Origin of the sequence: Streptomyces sp. NPDC056452 (assembly GCF_042796085.1) — a bacterium.
Classification (GTDB): domain Bacteria; phylum Actinomycetota; class Actinomycetes; order Streptomycetales; family Streptomycetaceae; genus Streptomyces.
Genome location: NZ_JBHTRI010000015.1, coordinates 139,039 through 155,987, shown reverse-complemented (window position 1 = coordinate 155,987; position 16,949 = coordinate 139,039). Strand labels below are relative to the sequence as shown.

General features: G+C 71.8%; 19 protein-coding genes. 14 read left to right on the top strand and 5 right to left on the bottom strand.

Annotated elements, in window-relative coordinates; genetic code table 11:
* Positions 1–57 precede the first annotated feature (57 nt).
* The gene (locus ACFQ6X_RS17425; RefSeq protein WP_329212048.1) at positions 58–237 is read right to left on the bottom strand and encodes a hypothetical protein; all 180 of its coding nucleotides are present in this window, start codon (positions 235–237) and stop codon (positions 58–60) included.
* A gap of 271 nt (positions 238–508) precedes the next feature.
* Between ACFQ6X_RS17425 and ACFQ6X_RS17420 the strand changes: the two genes are divergently transcribed.
* From ACFQ6X_RS17420 to ACFQ6X_RS17405, 4 genes are all read left to right on the top strand, one after another.
* Positions 509–1,768, top strand: coding sequence for an NYN domain-containing protein (locus ACFQ6X_RS17420; protein WP_383182303.1), 1,260 nt, complete (start codon positions 509–511; stop codon positions 1,766–1,768).
* A gap of 117 nt (positions 1,769–1,885) precedes the next feature.
* Positions 1,886–2,869: an ABC transporter ATP-binding protein gene (locus ACFQ6X_RS17415; RefSeq protein WP_383182337.1), complete on the top strand. Its 984-nt coding sequence runs from the start codon at positions 1,886–1,888 to the stop codon at positions 2,867–2,869.
* Between the two features lie 31 nt (positions 2,870–2,900).
* Positions 2,901–3,746, top strand: coding sequence for an ABC transporter permease (locus ACFQ6X_RS17410; protein WP_383182301.1), 846 nt, complete (start codon positions 2,901–2,903; stop codon positions 3,744–3,746).
* Between the two features lie 54 nt (positions 3,747–3,800).
* Positions 3,801–4,529 (top strand): ABC transporter permease, encoded by a 729-nt coding sequence (locus ACFQ6X_RS17405; protein ID WP_383182299.1) that lies wholly within the window; start codon positions 3,801–3,803, stop codon positions 4,527–4,529.
* A 34-nt stretch (positions 4,530–4,563) separates the two neighbouring features.
* On the opposite strand, the gene ybaK is transcribed toward ACFQ6X_RS17405, so the two are convergent.
* The 4 genes from ybaK to ACFQ6X_RS17385 form a co-directional block, all read right to left on the bottom strand.
* Positions 4,564–5,067 (bottom strand): Cys-tRNA(Pro) deacylase, encoded by a 504-nt coding sequence (gene ybaK / locus ACFQ6X_RS17400; RefSeq protein ID WP_383182297.1) that lies wholly within the window; start codon positions 5,065–5,067, stop codon positions 4,564–4,566.
* A gap of 16 nt (positions 5,068–5,083) precedes the next feature.
* Complete coding sequence (locus tag ACFQ6X_RS17395) at positions 5,084–5,869, bottom strand: LON peptidase substrate-binding domain-containing protein (RefSeq protein ID WP_383182295.1); 786 nt, start codon at positions 5,867–5,869, stop codon at positions 5,084–5,086.
* A gap of 11 nt (positions 5,870–5,880) precedes the next feature.
* Positions 5,881–6,915 (bottom strand): hypothetical protein, encoded by a 1,035-nt coding sequence (locus tag ACFQ6X_RS17390; protein WP_383182293.1) that lies wholly within the window; start codon positions 6,913–6,915, stop codon positions 5,881–5,883.
* Positions 6,916–7,137: 222 nt separating this feature from the next.
* The gene (locus tag ACFQ6X_RS17385; protein WP_383182291.1) at positions 7,138–8,739 is read right to left on the bottom strand and encodes an oxidoreductase; all 1,602 of its coding nucleotides are present in this window, start codon (positions 8,737–8,739) and stop codon (positions 7,138–7,140) included.
* 160 nt (positions 8,740–8,899) lie between these two features.
* Between ACFQ6X_RS17385 and hisD the strand changes: the two genes are divergently transcribed.
* From hisD to ACFQ6X_RS17335, 10 genes are all read left to right on the top strand, one after another.
* Complete coding sequence (gene hisD / locus ACFQ6X_RS17380) at positions 8,900–10,222, top strand: histidinol dehydrogenase (protein WP_383182289.1); 1,323 nt, start codon at positions 8,900–8,902, stop codon at positions 10,220–10,222.
* On the top strand, positions 10,219–11,346 hold the full coding sequence (locus tag ACFQ6X_RS17375) for a histidinol-phosphate transaminase (protein ID WP_383182287.1): 1,128 nt from the start codon (positions 10,219–10,221) through the stop codon (positions 11,344–11,346). The genes hisD and ACFQ6X_RS17375 overlap by 4 nt, the downstream gene beginning before the upstream one ends.
* A complete protein-coding gene (gene hisB, locus ACFQ6X_RS17370; protein ID WP_031098999.1) occupies positions 11,343–11,936 on the top strand; it encodes an imidazoleglycerol-phosphate dehydratase HisB in 594 nt (197 codons plus the stop codon). The genes ACFQ6X_RS17375 and hisB overlap by 4 nt, the downstream gene beginning before the upstream one ends.
* Entirely contained in the window at positions 11,933–12,100 is a 168-nt protein-coding gene (locus ACFQ6X_RS17365; RefSeq protein ID WP_014045382.1) for a hypothetical protein, read from the top strand. The genes hisB and ACFQ6X_RS17365 overlap by 4 nt, the downstream gene beginning before the upstream one ends.
* Positions 12,101–12,110: 10 nt before the next feature.
* Positions 12,111–12,752: an imidazole glycerol phosphate synthase subunit HisH gene (hisH, locus tag ACFQ6X_RS17360; protein WP_351170820.1), complete on the top strand. Its 642-nt coding sequence runs from the start codon at positions 12,111–12,113 to the stop codon at positions 12,750–12,752.
* Positions 12,752–13,477 (top strand): bifunctional 1-(5-phosphoribosyl)-5-((5-phosphoribosylamino)methylideneamino)imidazole-4-carboxamide isomerase/phosphoribosylanthranilate isomerase PriA, encoded by a 726-nt coding sequence (gene priA, locus ACFQ6X_RS17355; protein WP_329212070.1) that lies wholly within the window; start codon positions 12,752–12,754, stop codon positions 13,475–13,477. Before hisH ends, priA begins: the two co-directional genes overlap by 1 nt.
* A complete protein-coding gene (locus tag ACFQ6X_RS17350; protein ID WP_383182285.1) occupies positions 13,474–13,872 on the top strand; it encodes a RidA family protein in 399 nt (132 codons plus the stop codon). The genes priA and ACFQ6X_RS17350 overlap by 4 nt, the downstream gene beginning before the upstream one ends.
* Positions 13,869–14,624 carry an imidazole glycerol phosphate synthase subunit HisF gene (gene hisF / locus ACFQ6X_RS17345; RefSeq protein ID WP_329212074.1) on the top strand — a complete coding sequence of 252 codons (756 nt, stop codon included), beginning with the start codon at positions 13,869–13,871 and terminating at the stop codon, positions 14,622–14,624. Before ACFQ6X_RS17350 ends, hisF begins: the two co-directional genes overlap by 4 nt.
* A 234-nt stretch (positions 14,625–14,858) precedes the next feature.
* Positions 14,859–15,743 (top strand): alpha/beta hydrolase family protein, encoded by an 885-nt coding sequence (locus tag ACFQ6X_RS17340; RefSeq protein ID WP_383182335.1) that lies wholly within the window; start codon positions 14,859–14,861, stop codon positions 15,741–15,743.
* 241 nt (positions 15,744–15,984) lie between these two features.
* Positions 15,985–16,920, top strand: a complete 936-nt coding sequence (locus tag ACFQ6X_RS17335) for an alpha/beta hydrolase family protein (RefSeq protein ID WP_383182282.1) — start codon at positions 15,985–15,987, stop codon at positions 16,918–16,920.
* The last annotated feature ends 29 nt before the right edge of the window (positions 16,921–16,949 follow it).

The window sequence follows — 16,949 nt, the reverse complement described above, 5'->3', positions numbered from 1 at the left end:
CCCCCCCCCCCCCCGGGGGGGGGGCGCCCCTCTCGGCCTGTCGGCCCTAAGGAACCGTCAGTTGTGGCCGAAGCGCCGCTGGTGCTTACGGGCAACATCCGAAGGGCTGCCCTGGGCCTGCGACTGCGGCTGGGTCTGCGACTCGTAGGCCGTCGACTTCGCCTCCTCCGCACCACGCTCCGCGGCGGACGCGCGGTCGTGCTGGCTGCCCTGCTTACGGTTCTTGTTCTTGGCCATGGTGATGCCTCCTGTGGGGAATCTCGGGGCCAGGACCGATGCCAGACTCACATACCACCCCATAAGCCGCATGTTGGATCATTACCCAGCGTAGTCCGGGCGGTATCATGCGCCGTTTCCCGGATCCGCCACGCCGATGATCGAGTTCCGGACCTTAACCCTCGTACGGTCGGGCAGACTCGAAGGAAACCCTGAGTAAGCGAACCCCGAGCGAGCGGACCCACCCCCCACGACCCGGTCCGCTGATCCGTTCCCGAAATCCTGGAAGAGGGTGGAACGCGTGGACCGTTGCGTCGTCCTGGTGGACGCCGGCTACTTGCTGGGCGCAGCCGCGAGTCTGCTGGCCGGAGAGCCCGCCCGTTCCCGCATCACCGTCGACCACGCCGCCCTGATCCAGGGACTGCGCGAACGCGCGGAGGCCGACACGGAACAGCCCCTGCTCCGGATCTACTGGTTCGACGGCGCCCCCGACCGCGTACCGCAGCCCGAACACCGCCGGCTCCGGGTGATGTCGCGGGTGACCGTTCGGCTGGGGGCCCTCACCCGCAGTGACGGCCGGTGGGCGCAGAAGGGCGTCGACGCGGCGATGCACGCCGAGCTCACCGAACTGGCCAGAAACCGCGCCTGCTCCGATGTGGTCCTCGTGACCGGGGACGGCGACCTGCTGCCCGGACTGATGTCCGCCAAGGAACACGGCGTGGCCGTCCACCTCTGGGCCGTCCAGGCCGCCGACGGCGACTACAACCAGTCCGAGGACCTTGTCGCCGAGGCGGACGAACGCCGGGTGCTCGACCGGGCCTGGATCACCAAGGCCGTACGGGCCAAGGAGACCGGCGGTGTGTGCGCCCCGCCGCCCGTCCCGCGCCCGGAGATCGCCGCGATCCTCTCCGCGCCGCTGCCCGAGGCCGCGCTGGCCGCCTCGGCCGAGCGGGCGTCGGAGGCCCAGGCCGCCGCGGCCCGCAACGGCAACGGCACACCGGTGGGCGAGGCCGCCGCACATCCGCCGCCCGCCGCCGGCCACAAAGGCGTTCCCACCCCCAAGGACCTGGCCAGCCTGCGTGCCCCGGGCTCGCAGGCCGCCCAGCACCCCGTACACCCTCCCGTCCCCAACGCGACCCTGCGCTGGTCGTCCGACAGGGGCTGGGTGGAGCGCGGCGGACCCCTCGGCGAACCCGCGGAGACCGCGTCCCTGCCGACCCTGGCCCAGCTCACCAGCGCCGAGCAGCGCTGGGCGGACCGGGAGGAGGACATCACCACCGTCGGCGGAGACCCCTTCGAGGTCGGCCAGGTCTTCGCCCGGCGCTGGATGGAGCGGCTGCCCGAGACCGTCCACCTGCAGAAGCTCGCCACCATGTACCCGCGCATCCCGCACCGGATCGACGGGGAACTGCTGCGGTACGCGGCACGGTTCGGGCTGCTCGCCCACAAGGACGACCAGATCGACGAGCACGACCGCTACGCCATCCGGGCGGGTTTCTGGCGCGAGATCGATGTGCGGGCCGCCGCGGAGCCTGCCCCCGTCGCGGAGTAGGCGCGGCGGCAGCGGCGGGGCCCTGCTTGCCCCCGGGCGCATTACGGGGCATCCGACCCCGTACTCTCGTACCTCGTGAGTACGGGCACAGCACAGGCACAGACCGGGACCGGGACCGTGTGCGCGGTGCGTGATCTGGTCAGGACCTATCCCGCCGTCCGCGGCCGACGCGGCCGGGCCGGCACCCCCGAGGTGCGGGCCACCGACGGGATCAGCCTCGATGTCCGCCGCGGCGAGATCTTCGGGCTGCTCGGACCCAACGGTGCGGGCAAGTCCACGCTCGTACGCCAGCTCACGGGGCTGATGCGCCCCGACTCCGGCAGCGTCGAGGTGCTGGGGCACGATCTCGTACGCCACCCCGAGCGCGCTTCCCGGCTCATCGGGTACCTCGGGCAGGAGTCCACCGCCCTGGACGAGCTGACGGTGTCCCTCGCGGCCGAGACCACCGGGCGGCTCAGGGGCCTGCCGGTGCGGGCGGCGCGGGCCGAACGCGATGCCGTACTCGAGGAACTCGGCCTCACCGAACTTGCCGGGCGGCCCCTGAGGAACCTGTCCGGCGGCCAGCGGAGGCTCGCCTGCTTCGCGGCCGCCCTGGTCGGGGAGCGCCCCGTCCTCGTCCTCGACGAGCCGACGACGGGCATGGACCCCGTCGCCCGGCGTGCGGTGTGGTCCGCCGTCGACAGGCGCCGGGCCGAGAACGGCGCGACGGTGCTGCTCGTGACCCACAATGTGATCGAGGCGGAGACCGTGCTCGACCGGGTCGCCGTCATGGAACGCGGCAAGGTCATCGCCTGCGACACCCCGGCCGGGCTCAAGGAGCAGGTGGCCGGCGAGGTCCGGGTCGAGCTGGTGTGGCGCGAGAGGGCGCCCCTGGACGTTCCCGAGGTGGCCGCACTACGTGGTTCCGCCCAGGAGTCCGGGCGTCGCTGGGTGCTGCGGCTGGGGCCGGACGAGGCACGGGCCGCGGTCGCCGCGGTGACCGGCGGGGCGGCGTTCTCCTCGCTGGACGACTTCACGCTGGCCACGCCCAGCCTGGAGGACGTCTATCTGGCGCTGGGCGGGGATGCGGCCAGGGCGGCCGAGGGACTGGTGAAGGCGTGATCATGAACGTGACGAAGGGGAGCAGCGCCAGGTGACGAGCATCCTTCCTGTGGAGTCCGCGGAAAAGGTGTCCAGGCCGGCGGCCGGACGGACGGATGCGGCCCGGGCCGCCCGTACCACCCCGGCCCCGCTCGCTCCGCGGGCCCGGCTGCTGCCCTCGCTGGCCGCCGTGTACCGGGCGCAGCTGTCGCGGGCGAGGGTCGCCCGGATTCCGCTGCTTTTCGTGGCGACGTTCCAGTCCATCGGAATCATGGTGCTCATGCGGGGCGTCGTCGACGGCGGCGCCGAGGCGCGGGCCGTGGTCGCGGGCTCCAGCGTGCTGGTCGTGGCCTTCGTGGCGCTGAACCTGCTGGCCCAGTACTTCGGACGGCTGCGGGCGGACGGCGGTCTCGACCACTACGCCACGCTGCCGGTGCCGCCCGCGGCGGTGGTGCTGGGCGCTGCGGGTGCGTACGCCTCGTTCACCGTGCCCGGCACGATCGTCACAGCCGTCACGGGGAGCGTCCTGTTCGGGCTGCCCATGACCCACCTGTGGGTGCTCGTCGCCGTCATTCCGCTGTCCGGGGCCGCGCTCTCGGGGCTCGGCGCCGCGCTCGGGCTGCTGGCGCCGCGGCAGGAGCTCGCGACCCTGCTGGGACAGCTGGGCATGTCCGCCGCGCTGCTGCTCGGCGTGCTGCCGGCCGACCGGCTGCCGGGGCCGGTGGGATGGGCCCGCGACCTGCTGCCGTCGACGTACGGGGTCGAGGCGCTGGCCAGGTCCTTCGACGCCCACCCGGACTGGGCGGTCGTCGCCCTCGACCTCGGGGTGTGCGCGGTGGTCGGTGTCCTGTCGCTGGCCGTGGCGACCTGGGCGTACCGGCGCGCGGCGGTCCGGTAGCCCTGCCGGCGGTCCGGTGAGGCGGCGCGCCGGGGGGCCTGGCACGATGGCAGCGTGACCGCACCGTTGACGCCGCCTCACCAGCCCCCGTCCGATGATCCCTGGCAGGCCACGCCGTCGGGATCCCATGCCGCGCCCGGCGGCCAGGAGCCGCTGCACGGGACCGATCTCGTGGCCGATGTGCGGCGGGCCGCCGTGGTCACCGGGCTGCTGACGGTGGCCGGTGTGGCACTCGGGCTGCTGTGGCTGTGGCTGGCGCCTCGCGTGCCGCTGGTCTCCGACGACACGGCGGTGTTCCTCAAGAACAGCGAGAGCGAGGAGGCCATCGGGGCGGACGGTACGTTCGTTCTGCTGGCGCTCGCGTTCGGCCTCGTGTCGGCGGCCGCCGTCTTCCTCTTCCGCAGGAGCGGAGGGATCGCGCTGGTGGTCTCGCTCGCCCTGGGCGGACTGCTCGGCTCTCTGCTGGCGTGGGGGATCGGTACGTGGTTCGGGCCGACGTCGGATGTGGTCGCCCATGCCAAGGAGGTCGGCAAGGGCGTGACGTTCGACGCGCCGCTGGAGCTGCACGCGGTGGGGGCGGGGATGCTCGCCTGGCCGGTTGCGGCGATGGCCGTGCACCTGGGTCTGACGGCGCTGTTCGGGCCGCGGGACCCCGAGCCGGAGTGGGAGGACGGGTACGGGACGGACTGGCCGGCCGCCGGTCCCGCTTCCGGCCCCGCGCCCGGTTCCGCCGGAGGGCAGTGGCCCGACGGCGGGACGACGGAGGGGCCGAAGCAGTCGTAGCGGTGCGGCCCCGGCAGGCGGAGGGGCCGAGGAGCTACCCGCGGCCGATCGGGGCCAGTACCGCGTTCGTCAGTACGGCCAGGTCGTCCGCCGACAGTTCGACCTCCAGGCCCCGCCGGCCCGCCGACACGCAGATCGTGGCGTGCGTGCGGGCCGAGGCGTCGATGACCGTACGCAGCCGCTTGCGCTGGCCCAGTGGAGAGATGCCGCCGCGCACATAGCCCGTCGTGCGTTCGGCCGCCGCCGGATCCGCCATCGCCGCCCGTTTGCCGCCCACCGCCGATGCCAGCGCCTTGAGGTCCAGCGACCCGGCGACGGGGACGACCGCGACGACCAGTTCGCCGTCGACATCGGCGACCAGGGTCTTGAACACCCGGTCGGGCGCGACGCCGAGCGCCTCGGCCGCCTCCTCGCCGTACGACGGGGACGCCGGGTCGTGATCGTAGGAGCGGACCGTGAACGCGGTGCCCGCCGCGGTCAGTGCGACCGTGGCCGGGGTGCCGCCGGGCTGCTGCTGCTTCTTGGCCTTCTTCGCCACCGGCAGGGTCCTCGGGTCAGTTGGGGTGCGTGGGTCCGCGGGTCAGGTCGATCGCGGGCAGCGACGGCAGATGACGGATGACTGCGGTCTCCTTGCGCAGGAGCGTCAGCTCCTCGCGCAGCCGGGTCGCGGTGTCGGGGGCCTGGAGCAGCCGCTGCTTCGACGGGATGTCGAGAACGGCCGCGGCGGCCACCAGGTACGAGACGACGGACGGATCGTCCGGCAGGTCCGCACCCGTCGTCAGGGAGCGCTCGTTGGCCCCGGCAAGCCGCTTCTGGTAGCTGCGGAAGGCCCTCAGGACGCCCTCGGCCAGCGCGCCGGCCTCCTCGGCGGCCTTGGTGTCGCCGCTGTCCGCCCCCTCGTCGTCCGGATCCTCGGTCAGTTCCTCGACCTCGGCCGTCAGATACGGGCCGCTCGCGTCGACGGAGAGGAGTTTGACCCGGGTGGTGCCGGTCGCGAGGACCTCGAAGCTGCCGTCGACGCGCTCACGGATCTTCGCCGCGTCGGCGATGCAGCCGACCCGGTGGAAGCTCTGGATCGGGTCGGGGCCGAAGCCGTCCGCCGGGGCGCGCTCGACGGGGCCGGCCGCGGCGACCGCGTCGGGCATCCCGGTGGCCGTGGGGGCGATCTCGCGGCCGTCGCGGATCGCGACCACGACGAAGCGGCGCGGCTCGTCCTCGTCGATCTCGAGCAGCTCGCGCATCATGGCGCGATAACGCTCCTCGAAGACGTTGAGAGGCAGCACGAGGCCGGGGAACAGCACCGCGTTCAGCGGGAACAGGGGGAGACGAGCGGTGGTCACAACGGTCAAGCCTAATGGCCGCGGAGCCCGCCGTGTCCGGCCCGGCCGCGCAAGGGCGTGGAAGAGGCCACCCGGAGCCGCACATCCGCTCGCGCGTCGAGGAATCCACTGAGCGCATCGTCGGACACCGACGCCCACGGGAACGACGTCGCATACCGTCCGATCAGCTCGAACTGCTCCAGCGCCTCCTCCCATCGCCCCCTTGCGACCAGCACATGGACGAGGAGGTTGCGGACCTCGGCGGGCCACGGATCGCCGGGCGGATAGGCGGCGGACAGCGAGATCGCGAGATCGGCCGCCGCGTCGATCCGGTCCTCCTGCACGGAGTTCGTCCGCCGCTCGGCCCTCTCGTCGTGCAGCAGCGCGAAGGCGGCCCGTACGGGGAGCGCCTGAACCAGGGAGTCCGGCGTGGCGTCCTCCGCCGCCCGCTCGGCGAAGTCGAAGCACTCGCGGTGCGAGCCGTACCAGGCGGCGGAGAGGTACTGGAGCGCGGCGACATGGCACCCGTAGTGGTGCGCCGAGCGCCGTACCGCCTGCTCCCACAGCGATTCGAAGACGGTGTGGGTGGCGTGCGTGCCACGGGCGTGGTCCAGGGCGAGCCGCCACGGCACCGGGTCGCGGGGATCGGCCTCGGCCGCCGCCGTGATGAGCGGGGCCACCTCACGCAGCAGTTCGGCGTGGGCGGGGGACTCCCAGGCGCGGCGTACGGCCAGTTCGGCCTTGACGAGCAGGGCGTCCGGGTCGCGCGGCGCGGCGGCCAGCCAGTCGGTGAGCCAGCCGTCGCGGTTGCGGGCGAAGGCCACCAGACGGGCGAGGCAGCGGTCGCGGGTCTCCCACTCGGCGGCGTCCCGGGTGGTGGCGAGGAGCTTGGCCGCGGGTTCGAACTCTCCCAGGGCGGCGGCCACCAGAGCGGGCGACAGCCGCTCGTCGGGCGCGTCGAGCAGCACGGCGTCGTCGGCGGGCAGCCCGGCGGACAGCCGGGGGCCGCGTCGGAGCGTGCACGCGGAAGTCAGCATCGCGCGGAGGGAAGCCATGGTGCAGACCATTGAAAAGCCCTGGTCGGGGCCGCGCCAGAGGGCCACTGTGAAGCTTCTGTAGGGAGTGGGAGGGTTGCCCTGGAGGGGGTCAAGAAAGGGCAAAGGAAACAGCTGCGGCTGGCCTGAATCCGACTGTCCTGTTGTGAAGAACCGACCGTGCGGCCGTGGCTCGACAGACCTTTCGATCACTGTGTCCGCCGGAGATCCGGCCGGATCGGAGAAGTCATCCGGTCAGCCGCGGCGCAGCATCCGGGAGGCGCCCGCCGCCACCGTCGTGGCCAATATCCACCCCAGCATGACGAGGACCGCCGCAGCCCACTGCCAGCCGTCCTCCATGCGCCAGTAGCCGTCCTGTCCGAGATTGATCACCGGCACCAGCAGATCCAGTGCGTACAGGGGGGCGTTCCACTGGGGATGCTCCTCCGCCTTGATGGCCGCCGGGTGGTACTGCGAGAAGGCCACCGCTCCCGCCGCCCACAGCACCGCCATCCACACGGCGGCCCGCCCCGGCCGGTAGCCGTACGCCACCGTCCAGTCCTGCAGATAGCCCCAGAGCCGGGCCGCGGGCGGCAGCGTCTCGCGCCGGCGCCGCTGCTTGGCGAGCAGCACCTCGCGGGCATCCGCGTCCTCGCCGCAGTTGCGGAGCACCGTGGCGAGGCGTTCGTACGGCTCCGGTACGTACTCCGGCGTCGCTGCCTGCACCCACTCCAGGCGCCGGGAGAGCGGGAAGTGGCCGTAGGGGACGAGGTTCTCGTAGACGAAACCGCCCATCGCCAGCCCGCCGGGGCCGGGCCAGCTGGTCGACAGGTCGATCAGCGTGACGACCCGCGCGCCGTTCAGGACGACCCGGCCCTCCTGCGGGCGCTCCGCGTTGAAGCGCAGCTCCGGCGTGACGATCCGGCGCAGCGACAGCTCCTCGTGCGGGGCCAGTACGAACCGGCCCTTGTGCAGATCCACCGCGTCCCCGAAACGCCCGTCGTCGAGCCGTACGGCGCCCCTGCACTCGAAGACCTGCGCACGGGTCCCGCGCGCGGGGGTGATGCCCCGGATGATGCCGAACGGGGGAGTGGTGCCCTGGTTCCCGGTGTCGATGCTCACCCAGGCCTCGGTCATGTACAGCGTGCGCTCCACGCTCAGCTGCGGGGCGTTCAGCGCCCGCCGCCCGTCCGTCGCGCGCAGCCGGCTGCCCCGCAGGCTCAGCGAGCCGCCGACCTTGGCCCCGCGCAGGCTGAGCTCACCACGTGTCTCGATCATCTCCGCCTGGAGGTCCTGCGCCACCGACATCCCGTCGCCCACGAAGGCGCGGCCGCGCCGGTCGGGGCCGACGCTGATCTGGCTGATCAGCAGATCCGTGCCGATCTGGGCGTCGGTCAGCCGGATGCCGCGGTCGACCCGGCAGCGCGGCAGATGCAGGTCGCCCTCCGTGTGCAGCCGGGCGGCGTCCAGTCTCGGCACCGCGCAGCCCACCATGCGCAGCGTCGTGAAATGGCACTCGGGCAGCACGACCTCCTGCTCGAAGCGGCAACCCGTCAGTTCCACGTACGGAGCGACCCGGCCGCCCGCCAGGTCCAGCTTTCCCGTGATGCGCACGCCCCGGAGCTTCAGCGCGGCCACCCGCCCCGGCCGCGCGGGCGGCCCGCTGAGCAGCAGCCGCGCCACCGTCCGGGCGCCGACACTCCGCTCCGGCCCCCAGAGGTGCGGTGCGAACGGATCGTCGCGCATCGCGTCGTGGGAGCGCAGATCGTAGGTGGTGCCGTTCCGGAAGGACTGCCACATGCCCAGCTCCGCCGCGCTGAGTCCGTCCGGGATGTCGCCGTCGTGCGGCTCGGTCACTGAAATACCTCCGCCTGCGCAGCTGGTCCCGCGCTTCGTACAACCGTTCTTCCCTCTGTGTGACGACGTGAACGCTAGTAGTCAGCTGTGACAGCCGGGACATGTATCAGCCAGTGATACGGACGACCGGACGCCGGAACCGGTCTGAGAGAATTGCGGGGTGATCTCTCGAATCGATCTGCGCGGTACCGCCCTCCCCGAGGGCGGCGCCCTGCGCGACCTGCTGCCCCGTGCCGAGTTCGACGTGGAAGCCGCCCTGGAGACGGTGCGGCCCATCTGCGAGGACGTACGCCATCGTGGCTCCGCGGCAGTGATCGAGTGGGGCGAGAAACTCGACGGCGTGCGGCTCGACTCGATCCGGGTCCCGGCCGCCACGATCACCGGGGCGCTGGAGCAGCTCGACCCCGCCGTACGGGCCGCGCTCGAGGAGTCGATCCGCCGCGCCCGCCTCGTCCACCGCGAGCAGCGCCGCACCACGCACACCACCCAGGTCGTCCCCGGCGGCACGGTCACCGAGAAGTGGGTGCCCGTCGAGCGCGTCGGGCTGTACGTGCCGGGCGGGCGCTCGGTCTACCCCTCGTCCGTCGTCATGAACGTGGTCCCGGCCCAGGAGGCCGGCGTCGAGGGCATCGCCGTCGCCTCCCCGCCGCAGAAGGAGTTCGGCGGGCTGCCGCACCCCACGATCCTCGCCGCCTGCGCCCTCCTCGGCGTCGACGAGGTGTACGCCGCCGGCGGCTCCCAGGCCATCGCGATGTTCGCGTACGGCACCGAGGACTGCCTGCCGGTCAACCTCGTCACCGGCCCCGGCAACATCTACGTCGCCGCCGCCAAGCGCCTCCTCAAGGGTCGCATCGGCATCGACGCCGAGGCCGGACCCACCGAGATCGCGATCCTCGCCGACGCGAGCGCCGACCCGGCGCACGTCGCCGCCGACCTGATCAGCCAGGCCGAGCACGACCCGATGGCCGCCGCGGTGCTCGTCACCGACTCCGAGGAGCTGGCCGCCGCCACCGAGGCCGAACTGCGGCCCCAGGTCGCCGCGACCAAGCACGTCTCGGACCGGATCGAACCCGCGCTGGCCGGCCGGCAGTCCGCGATCGTCCTGGTCAACGACCTGGAGGACGGCCTCAAGGTCGTCGACGCGTACGCCGCCGAGCACCTGGAGATCCAGACGGAGAACGCGGCCGCCGTCGCCGACCGGGTCCGCAACGCCGGTGCGATCTTCGTCGGCCCGTACTCGCCCGTCTCCCTCGGCGACTACTGCGCCGGCTCCAACCACGTCCTGCCCACCGGTGGCTGCGCCTGCCACTCCTCGGGCCTGTCCGTGCAGTCCTTCCTGCGCGGCATCCACATCGTCGACTACACCCGTGACGCGCTCGCCGAGGTCACCCACCACGTCGTGACCCTCGCCGAGGCGGAGGACCTCCCCGCCCACGGCGCCGCGCTCAAGGCCAGGTTCGGCTGGAAGGTTCCGCAGCAGTGAGCAACGACAGCGCCACGCGCAACGCCTGGGACGACCTCCCCATCCGCGACGAGCTGCGCGGCCAGTCCCCGTACGGCGCGCCCCAGCTCGACGTACCGGTCCGGCTGAACACCAACGAGAACCCCTACCCGCTCCCCGACGTGCTCGTCGACCGCATCGCCGAGCGCGTCCGCGAGGCCGCCCGGAACCTCAACCGCTACCCCGACCGCGACGCCGTGGAGCTCCGCACCGAGCTCGCCCGCTACCTCACCCGCACCGCCGGGCACGGAGTCGGGTACACCAACGTCTGGGCGGCCAACGGCTCCAACGAGGTGCTCCAGCAGCTGCTGCAGACCTTCGGCGGCCCCGGGCGCACCGCGATCGGCTTCGAGCCCTCGTACTCGATGCACGCCCTCATCGCACGCGGCACCGGCACCGGCTGGATCTCCGGACCGCGCAACGAGGACTTCACGATCGACGTGGAGGCCGCGAAGAAGGCCATCGCCGAGCACCGCCCCGAGGTGGTCTTCATCACCTCGCCCAACAACCCCACCGGCACCGCCGTCGACGCGGACACCGTCCTCGCTCTGTACGACGCCGCCCAGGCGGCACGTCCCTCGATGGTCGTCATCGACGAGGCGTACGGCGAGTTCAGCCACCACCCCTCCCTGCTGCCGCTGATCGAGGGCCGCCCGAACCTGGTGCTCTCGCGCACCATGTCCAAGGCGTTCGGCGCCGCGGGCCTGCGCCTCGGCTACCTCGCCGCCGATCCGGCCGTCGTCGACGCCGTCCAGCTGGTGCGCCTGCCGTACCACCTGTCCTCCGTCACCCAGGCCACCGCGCTCGCCGCCCTCGAGCACACCGATACGCTGCTCGGGTACGTCGCGCAGCTCAAGCGTGAACGCGACCGGCTGGTCGACGGCCTGCGGGAGCTCGGCTTCGCCGTCACCGACTCGGACGCCAACTTCGTCCAGTTCGGCCGCTTCGCCGACAGCCACACCGCCTGGCAGCAGATCCTCGACCGGGGCGTCCTGGTCCGGGACAACGGCGTACCGGGGTGGCTGCGGGTCTCCGCGGGCACCCCGGAAGAGAACGACGCGTTCCTCGATGCGGTGCGCGAACTGAAGAAGGAGCACGACGCATGAGCCGCGTAGGCAGGGTGGAGCGGACCACCAAGGAGACCTCCGTGCTCGTCGAGATCAACCTCGACGGCACCGGCAAGGTCGATGTCGCGACCGGGGTCGGCTTCTACGACCACATGCTCGACCAGCTCGGCCGCCACGGCCTCTTCGACCTCACGGTCAAGACCGAGGGCGACCTGCACATCGACTCGCACCACACGATCGAGGACACCGCGCTCGCGCTCGGCGCCGCCTTCAAGCAGGCGCTCGGCGACAAGGTCGGCATCTACCGCTTCGGCAACTGCACCGTCCCGCTGGACGAGTCGCTCGCCCAGGTCACCGTCGACCTCTCCGGCCGCCCGTACCTGGTGCACACCGAGCCCGAGAAGATGGCGCCGATGATCGGCGAGTACGACACGACGATGACCCGGCACATCCTGGAGTCCTTCGTCGCACAGGCGCAGATCGCCCTGCACGTCCACGTCCCGTACGGCCGCAACGCCCACCACATCGTGGAGTGCCAGTTCAAGGCGCTCGCGCGCGCCCTGCGGTACGCCAGCGAGCACGACCCGCGCGCAGCCGGGATTCTTCCGTCCACGAAGGGCGCCCTGTGACCGGCCTCAACACCGTGCTGATCGTCGTCGGCCTCTTCCTGGCCGGCGGCGTCTACTCCTTCTGGAAGCAGGGGATGCCCAAGGGCGTCGTCGTGCTTCTCGGGATCGGATCCGTGATGTGCCTGGTCGCAGGCATCATGCGGATCCAGGGAATCTGGGACTGAGGGCAGGACTGTGAGCGAAAGCAAGAAGGTCGTCGTCTTCGACTACGGCTTCGGCAACGTGCGTTCCGCCGAGCGGGCCCTCGCCCATGTCGGCGCGGACGTGGAGATCACCCGCGACTTCGACCGCGCGATGAACGCCGACGGGCTGCTCGTCCCCGGCGTGGGCGCCTTCTCGGCCTGCATGGACGGGCTGAAGCGGGCCCGCGGCGAATGGATCATCGGCCGCAGGCTGTCCGGCGGCCGTCCCGTCATGGGCATCTGCGTCGGCATGCAGATCCTGTTCGAGCGCGGCATCGAGCACGGGGTGGAGACCGAGGGCCTCGACGAGTGGCCCGGCACCGTCGGACCGCTCAAGGCCGACGTCGTCCCGCACATGGGCTGGAACACCGTCGAATCCCCCGAGGGCTCCCAGCTCTTCGCCGGACTCGACCCCGAGTCCCGCTACTACTTCGTGCACTCCTACGCCGCGCACGACTGGTCCCTCGAAGTCACCAACGCCAAGATCCGTGCCCCCAAGGTCACTTGGGCGACGCACGGAGAGCGGTTCGTGGCGGCCGTGGAGAACGGCGCGCTGTGGGCCACCCAGTTCCACCCCGAGAAGTCCGGCGATGCCGGCGCCCAGCTGCTGACCAACTGGATCGAGACGCTGTAATGCCGAAGCTTGAACTGCTCCCCGCCGTCGATGTCCGCGACGGCCAGGCCGTCCGCCTCGTACACGGCGAGTCCGGCTCCGAGACCTCCTACGGCTCGCCGCTGGAAGCCGCCCTCGCCTGGCAGAGCTCCGGGGCCGAGTGGCTGCACCTCGTCGACCTGGACGCCGCCTTCGGCACCGGCGACAACCGCGCGCTGATCGCCGAAGTGGCCGGCGCCATGGACATCAAGGTCGAGCTCTCCGGCGGCATCCGCGACGACGCCTCGCTCGCCGCGGCCCTCGCCACCGGATGCCGCCGGGTCAACCTCGGCACCGCCGCCCTGGAGACCCCCGAGTGGGTCGCCAAGGTCATCGCCGAGCACGGCGACCAGATCGCGGTCGGCCTCGACGTCCGCGGTACGACACTGCGCGGCCGCGGCTGGACCCGCGACGGCGGCGACCTCTACGAGACGCTCGCCCGCCTCGACTCCGAGGGCTGCGCCCGCTACGTCGTCACCGACATCGCCAAGGACGGCACCCTGCAGGGCCCCAACCTGGAGCTCCTGAGGAACGTCTGCGCCGCCACCGACAAGCCCGTCGTGGCCTCCGGCGGCGTCTCCTCGCTGGACGACCTGCGGGCGATCTCCCTGCTCGTCCCGGAAGGCGTCGAGGGCGCGATCGTCGGCAAGGCGCTGTACGCGAAGGCGTTCACCCTGGAGGAGGCACTGGAGGCGGTCTCCGTATGACGGACTCCGTACGCCGCATCTCCTCCGGCGCCCCCTGGGAGGAGAAGTTCGGCTACTCCCGCGCGGTGGAGCTCCCGGGCGGCCTCGTCCTGGTCTCCGGCTGCACCTCGGTCGTGGGCGGCCAGATCTCGGCCGGCAGCCCGTACGAGCAGGCCGTCACCTCCTTCCAGGTCGCCTTCGACGCGCTGAAGCAGGCCGGCCTGGGACGCGAGGACGTCGTCCGCACCCGGATGTACATCACGCACGCCAGGGACGTCGACGAGGTGGGCCGCGCCCACAAGGAGCTGTTCGACGACGTGCGCCCCGCCGCCTCCATGATCATCGTGTCCGGCTTCGTCGACCCCAGCCTGGTCGTCGAGGTCGAGGTCGAGGCCTACCGGGCAGGTGAGCGATGACGCTCGCCGTACGGGTCATCCCGTGCCTGGACGTGGACAACGGCCGCGTCGTCAAGGGCGTCAACTTCCAGAACCTGCGCGACGCGGGCGACCCGGTCGAGATGGCCAAGCTGTACGACGCCGAGGGCGCCGACGAGCTGACCTTCCTCGACATCACCGCCTCCAGCGGCGACCGGGAGACGACGTACGACGTGGTGCGGCGCACCGCCGAGCAGGTCTTCATCCCGCTCACGGTCGGCGGCGGTGTCCGCACCCCCGACGACGTGGACAAGCTGCTGCGGGCCGGGGCCGACAAGGTCGGGGTCAACACCGCGGCCATCGCCCGCCCGGAGCTGATCCGGGAGATCGCCGAACGCTTCGGGCGCCAGGTGCTCGTGCTCTCCGTCGACGCCCGCCGCACCCCCGAGGGCACCTTCGAGGTGACGACGCACGGCGGCCGCAGGGGCACCGGCATCGACGCCGTCGAGTGGGCCCACCGGGCGGCCGAGCTCGGCGCGGGCGAGATCCTGCTCAACTCGATGGACGCCGACGGTACGAAGGACGGCTACGACACCGAGATGATCAAGGCCGTACGGGCGCACGTCACCGTCCCCGTCATCGCCTCCGGTGGTGCGGGCCGGCTGTCCGACTTCCCGCCTGCCATCGAGGCGGGTGCCGACGCGGTCCTGGCCGCGTCCGTCTTCCACTTCGGTGACCTGCGGATCTCCGAGGTCAAGGGTGCTCTCCGGGAGGCCGGACACCCGGTCCGCTGACCCGGGGGCGCAGAGGGGCCGGTCCCGAAGACCGGCCATCTCGCCGATGTGTGCGTACGGGGTGCGGCGCGAGTGTGGCGACCGTCAACGAATGACGGCGGTACCCACGCGGTGCACCCCGAAGGCCCGGGACGACGGGGCCGAAGGCTGCCGCGTTGTGGCTCCGCCACAACCGAGAGGACCCCCCTCGTGCAGCACCTCCCCTCCGGCGACATCTCCCCACGCAGCCACCGGATGTCGAAGAGCCGCTCCCGCACCATCAAGCTCGCCGTCGCCGCCGCGGCAGCCACGGCCGGTCTGGTCACCGCTCTGATGCCGGGTGCCCAGGCCGCCGAGAACCCCTACGAGCGTGGTCCGGCTCCGACGAACGCGAGTATCGAGGCAAGCCGCGGTTCGTACGCGACGTCCCAGACGACCGTGTCCTCGCTGAGCGTCAGGGGCTTCGGCGGCGGGACGATCTACTACCCGACGTCGACTTCGGACGGCACCTTCGGTGCGGTCGTCATCTCGCCCGGCTTCACCGCCTACCAGTCGAGCATCGCCTGGCTGGGAACGCGCCTGGCCTCGCAGGGCTTCGTCGTCTTCACCATCGACACCAACACGACGTCGGACCAGCCGGCCAGCCGTGGTGACCAGTTGCTCGCCGCGCTGGACTACCTCACCCAGGACAGTTCGGTCCGCACCCGGATCGACGCTTCCAGGCTCGGTGTGATGGGCCACTCCATGGGCGGCGGCGGCACCCTGGAGGCCGCGAAGGACCGTCCGTCGCTGCAGGCGGCGATCCCGCTGACCGGCTGGAACACCGACAAGTCCTGGCCCGAGGTGAAGACCCCGACCCTGGTGATCGGTGCGGACGGCGACACGATCGCCCCCGTCGGCACCCACTCGGAGCCGTTCTACAACTCGCTTCCGAGCTCGTTGGACAAGGCGTACCTGGAGCTTCGGGGAGCCACGCACTTCACCCCGAACTCGTCGAACACGACGATCGCGAAGTACAGCATCTCGTGGCTGAAGCGCTTCATCGACAATGACACCCGCTACGAGCAGTTCCTGTGCCCGCTGCCGTCGACCAGCCTGACGATCGCCGAGTACAAGGGCAACTGCCCGCACACCTCCTGACCGACAGGACCAGGGGCCGGGCCGCGTCACGCGGCCCGGCCCTTCGTGCTGCCCGCACCCGCCCGCCGGCAGCCCGTCACGAAGACCGGTGATATCGCCGATGTGCGCTCAGGGGGTGCACCGCGAAAGTGGCGAACGTCAGCGAATGACGGCGCTACCCACGCGGTGCACCCCCCGAAGGCCCCCGGACGAGGGGCCGTCGGCTGTCGCGGTGGTTCCGCCACAACCGAGAGGATCCCCAGTGCAGCAGCACCTCCCCTCCGGCGACATCTCCCCGCGCCGCCACCGGATGTCGAAGAGCCGCTCCCGCACCATCAGGCTCGGCCTGGCAGCCGCTGCTGCCACGGCCGGTCTGGTCACCGCGCTCATCCCCGGCGGAGCGCAGGCCGCCGCCAACCCGTACGAGCGCGGTCCCGCACCGAGCAACTCGAGTATCGAAGCCCTCCGCGGCTCGTACGCGACGTCCCAGACCTCTGTCTCCTCACTGAGCGTCAGAGGCTTCGGCGGCGGCACGATCTACTACCCGACGACCACCTCCGACGGCACCTTCGGCGCGGTGGTCATCTCGCCCGGCTTCACCGCCTACGAGTCGAGCATCGCCTGGCTGGGAACGCGCCTGGCCTCGCAGGGCTTCGTCGTCTTCACCATCGACACCAACACCACCCTGGACCAGCCCGCCAGCCGTGGTGACCAGCTGCTCGCCGCGCTGGACTACCTCACCGAGGACAGTTCGGTCCGCAGCCGGGTCGACGCCTCCCGGCTCGGTGTGATGGGCCACTCCATGGGCGGCGGCGGCACGCTGGAGGCCGCGAAGGACCGTCCGTCGCTGCAGGCGGCGATCCCGCTGACCGGCTGGAACACCGACAAGTCCTGGCCCGAGGTGAAGACCCCGACGCTGGTGATCGGTGCGGACGGCGACACGATCGCCCCCGTCGCCACGCACTCGGAGCCGTTCTACAACTCGCTGCCGAGTTCGCTGGACAAGGCGTACCTGGAGCTGCGGGGAGCCACGCACTTCACCCCGAACTCGTCGAACACGACGATCGCGAAGTACAGCATCTCGTGGCTGAAGCGCTTCATCGACAATGACACCCGCTACGAGCAGTTCCTGTGCCCGCTGCCGTCGACCAGCCTGACGATCGCCGAGTACAGGGGCAACTGCCCGCACACCTCGTAACCGACGGGGGGACGACGGGGGCCGGGCCG

Bases quoted from the DNA above. Each gene is read 5' to 3' on its own strand.
- ACFQ6X_RS17425 (WP_329212048.1), bottom strand. From the start codon at position 237: ATGGCCAAGAACAAGAACCGTAAGCAGGGCAGCCAGCACGACCGCGCG.
- ACFQ6X_RS17340 (WP_383182335.1), top strand. From the start codon at position 14,859: ATGTCGAAGAGCCGCTCCCGCACCATCAAGCTCGCCGTCGCCGCCGCG.
- hisB (WP_031098999.1), top strand. From the start codon at position 11,343: ATGAGCCGCGTAGGCAGGGTGGAGCGGACCACCAAGGAGACCTCCGTG.
- ACFQ6X_RS17350 (WP_383182285.1), top strand. From the start codon at position 13,474: ATGACGGACTCCGTACGCCGCATCTCCTCCGGCGCCCCCTGGGAGGAG.
- hisF (WP_329212074.1), top strand. From the start codon at position 13,869: ATGACGCTCGCCGTACGGGTCATCCCGTGCCTGGACGTGGACAACGGC.
- priA (WP_329212070.1), top strand. From the start codon at position 12,752: ATGCCGAAGCTTGAACTGCTCCCCGCCGTCGATGTCCGCGACGGCCAG.
- ACFQ6X_RS17390 (WP_383182293.1), bottom strand. From the start codon at position 6,915: ATGGTCTGCACCATGGCTTCCCTCCGCGCGATGCTGACTTCCGCGTGC.